The sequence below is a fragment of the Nostoc flagelliforme FACHB-838 genome (assembly GCF_014698065.1).
Classification (GTDB): Bacteria; Cyanobacteriota; Cyanobacteriia; order Cyanobacteriales; family Nostocaceae; genus Nostoc; species Nostoc flagelliforme_B.
Genome location: NZ_JACJSI010000533.1, coordinates 1 through 3,378, shown reverse-complemented (window position 1 = coordinate 3,378; position 3,378 = coordinate 1). Strand labels below are relative to the sequence as shown.

At 41.4% G+C, this 3,378-nt stretch carries 5 protein-coding genes and 1 pseudogene; 1 reads left to right on the top strand and 5 read right to left on the bottom strand.

Translation table 11 applies throughout. The features are described 5' to 3' along the window. Positions 1-210 (top strand): annotated as a pseudogene (locus H6G97_RS48170) (hypothetical protein); the annotation flags it as partial. Between the two features lie 348 nt (positions 211-558). Here the strand turns inward: H6G97_RS48170 and H6G97_RS48165 are convergent. The 5 genes from H6G97_RS48165 to H6G97_RS48145 all read right to left on the bottom strand — a co-directional run bounded on the left by H6G97_RS48165 (position 559) and on the right by H6G97_RS48145 (position 3,228). Next, complete coding sequence (locus H6G97_RS48165; RefSeq protein ID WP_190947399.1) at positions 559-957, bottom strand: hypothetical protein; 399 nt, start codon at positions 955-957, stop codon at positions 559-561. 178 nt (positions 958-1,135) lie between these two features. Continuing rightward, positions 1,136-1,864: a hypothetical protein gene (locus H6G97_RS48160; RefSeq protein ID WP_190947398.1), complete on the bottom strand. Its 729-nt coding sequence runs from the start codon at positions 1,862-1,864 to the stop codon at positions 1,136-1,138. Continuing rightward, positions 1,857-2,273, bottom strand: coding sequence for a hypothetical protein (locus H6G97_RS48155; RefSeq protein ID WP_190947397.1), 417 nt, complete (start codon positions 2,271-2,273; stop codon positions 1,857-1,859). Before H6G97_RS48155 ends, H6G97_RS48160 begins: the two co-directional genes overlap by 8 nt. Before the next feature lie 194 nt (positions 2,274-2,467). Beyond that, positions 2,468-2,809 carry a hypothetical protein gene (locus tag H6G97_RS48150; RefSeq protein WP_190947396.1) on the bottom strand — a complete coding sequence of 114 codons (342 nt, stop codon included), beginning with the start codon at positions 2,807-2,809 and terminating at the stop codon, positions 2,468-2,470. A gap of 143 nt (positions 2,810-2,952) precedes the next feature. Beyond that, positions 2,953-3,228, bottom strand: coding sequence for a hypothetical protein (locus tag H6G97_RS48145; RefSeq protein ID WP_190947395.1), 276 nt, complete (start codon positions 3,226-3,228; stop codon positions 2,953-2,955). Positions 3,229-3,378 lie beyond the last annotated feature (150 nt).

The following is a 3,378-nucleotide window of genomic DNA, read 5'->3' as shown; positions in this document are numbered from 1 at the left end:
TTGGCTGGTCTGTATGATGGTAATCCCAAGCGCCACACAACCAAACCAACAGCAGAAAAGTTGTTGAATGCTTTCAATGGTATAACAATGTATTTTCATCAAGACGGCAGCTACGAAATGACTCAACTCGGTGAACTTCAACAACAAATTTTAACTCTGATGGGAATACCGCAGTCACTTTACACTTTCCCTTACCTTGTACCTGGATAAGTGCTTACCAGAATCCTATCTAATTAAGCTCCATAAGCTTTACAGTGCATTAATTCCTCTTCTAGCTTTTTAAATCAGCGAACCGACCGTTCTAAGTAGTCACTCCCTCCTTTTTTCGGCTCTTTTTGTGGTGATGATTCTGGTTTTGGTTGTGAATTAGATTTGTTTGGAGTGAGATATTTCATAGGTCGAACAATTGTAGATTGCCGATTGTAGATAAGAGAATTGACTGTACCTACAAGAAATGCAGTTTGAGGATTTGAGATTTATTCCGCCCACTTTCCTGCTGGGCTTGTACCAAAAACATTCAATCTCCAATCTGCGATCTTCAATCTCCAATGTTCTTGGTCAATCACGGGAATCTTGGTACAGTGGCGAATTCTTACAAGCATTTTTGAACCGATATTTCCATTTCCATTGCCTCTGTTCAATGCGTCCAATACATAAACCAGTTGAGTCATACACAAAAACTGTCTCATCTTCTAAATAACCTGTAGTGTCGGGTCTAGGGTTACGTTTTTTTGAATCTAGATAGTTCCTGATTCGTAACTTACTGAATGAGGGCGTAACTCCAAGAGAGTTAATTTTGTCGGCGGTTTCTGCCCTTTGCTCGGCTTTAATGCGTTCTAGTTCTTCAGACTCTCGAATCGTAATGCCGTGAGAGTAAGTCTTAAATTGGGCTGGCAGTTGCGATAACCAAGGACTTGCGATTAACCCCATGCCCAATAATCCCAACATCGCTTGCATCTGTTATTTCATAAGCACTCAGCCGGAATATGGGTTTACGGTTGTTGCCCGTCGATACTTTGTGTTGTCTGGGGTGGTGGTGCATTAATAACACGAATGTAAACAGATAGCCCAATACAAACTAGAAAAAAAATGACTGAGAATCCGAAAAGATTCTGCTCGAAGAACTTGCGCCATTTTAAGTTGGCGACTGAATTTGTTTGCTCAACAAAGAGCGTGTCAAATTTTTCAGATCCTGAATTGTCGCGGGTCGTGTGGACTTTTTTTCTGATGTCGGCACTCCTAATTCGTCTAAAAATGCTTTCGGGTCAAAACCAACAGTTGCAGCAGTAGTCAGGGTTTGAACTTGTTGCTTAATCTCATCCCCAGTCTTTAACCCGTACTCTTGGGTAATTTGTTGCCTGATTTCGGGATTTTTGGCCAACTGATAAATAAACGCTATTTCATCAAAACCTTGCTCTGTGCGTCGCTGTAACGAACGAGCATCAAGTTCACTGGTGATTTCATCGAACAATTCTTGCTCAAATTCATGAACTGCCAGCGCTTGAGCAACAGTCTTGCCTGCCACAATGTCCAAGAATGCTTTAAACGTTTCCCGGCTGACTCCAGCAAGATGTAATTGTTCAGTGGCCATATCTATTGCTCCCGTCTGTATATTCGCCAAATTGCTCTCACCTCCCAACAGCTTCGATTGGTCGAGGGTTGTTTGCGCTAGATTGAACAACCTTTCTAAGCGATCGCAAATGTCAATGCTAAATTCTTTTGCGTCATCTTCTACATCTTGGTTAATATCTGGGTCGGACTTAGCCAACTCCTGTAAACCAGCAATGATTTTAACAGGAGCGTATTTTTCACCCAGTAATTCAAACAAATCTTGACGGCTAAATTTATCTATTGTTTCAGACATTTTGTAATTCTCCTGTCAATGGTTGTGTAAATCTGATTTGTTCAGCTTCAAATTCTTTAATGGTGTACTCAGACTTATTGGCTTCCACAATCGACTTTGCTATTTCAACCTTGTTTGTGCCTTGATCTAAATCTCCAAACACTTCGCCAATCCTGCCTAGTACCCATACTTGATATGGACGAATCAATGGCGCTCTTAACCTTTTTTCCTGTGCCATCTTCTGCATCTGAATTCGTGACAATTTATACTGAGGGATTGTTTCAGCTACTTCTGTCCAACGCTCCCATGTCCGATAGCAAATATCCAAAACTCGCAACATTTTGGCATTAGTCATCGGCAAAACCATAGGATTCAACCCGGAATTAGTGGTCTTTCGGCTAAAAAGTTGTTCTCTCCATGCCTGGTTCATCAATAAATAGTCAATAGGTAGTTAACAGTGTAAAAAACATAGTCAATATCCGTGTCAATCCCGTATGATTTTGATGTCATATTCTCTATTAATTGATAGTGAATTAACTGTGATTGACCTTACTTTTCTACAATAAAAAAGCCACTCGCAATCTTCAAGGGCTTTTTCGGATTTCGTAGAGTTTTCTGTTTTAGCTAAATTTGAATATTCCGCGAAACTTGTTCAAAAATTTTTTGCTGTTCATTCACTAATAAAGCGATCGCCCACTTTGGTGGCTGATCATAAAACCATTTGCAAATTGTCGCGGTCGATGGCGGGGACAGTTCGGCGCGGTGATACCATGCAGCAATGAATGGCTCAAGCAATCTAACTGCTGTCGAGACAAATTCATAGTCCCCAAGCCGAGTGTGTAACCCTGCTAACTTGACTGCCTTAACTGCAATTTCTTCCAGTTTATTTTTCGGCTGGTATTCGTCTTCCGACAACAAGAAAAGTTCACTCTTACGATTGAACCTGTCTTCTAATGTTCGTACCATATTTAAGTACTCCCCTATGGGATTAGCGTCACAAGGAGCGGAAACAGCGATCACTTACCTTGGCTGGGGGCGATCACTTGAAGCTTATTTAGAAATGTTATCTACCTCCGACAAGGCATAAGATAGAGCTGTTTTTTGGTACTTTAAAAAGCCTTCTTTCGCTTTACCAACACTGAACGCAAGTACTGCCGACAAGCTGCTTCTCCCCGATAAATCAGAATCCGCAGCGCCTGTATTTCCTGCATTGGAGAAACACAGATTTCGGCGATGGCACCAATCAAGTTCTGTTGCTTCTGCACATAAGAAAGATGCTGCTGCTCTAACACAGCAATCTTGGAATTCAAGTGCTGTATTTGCCGTAATGCTAGAATTAAGGACGATTCTTTGTTTTGAAAGCGATTATCTAGAGTTAATGTCATTTTCTTGTTCCTCTAAATTTAGATGGTTAAAAGCTTGCCAATCCGGGCATTGACTACCCTCGCAGCCGTGAGGATGAATAGCGCAATTGAGTGTTACACCGCCATAACTCGACCCGTGATAGTACCTGCAACAAGAGCAGGGAAAGGAAA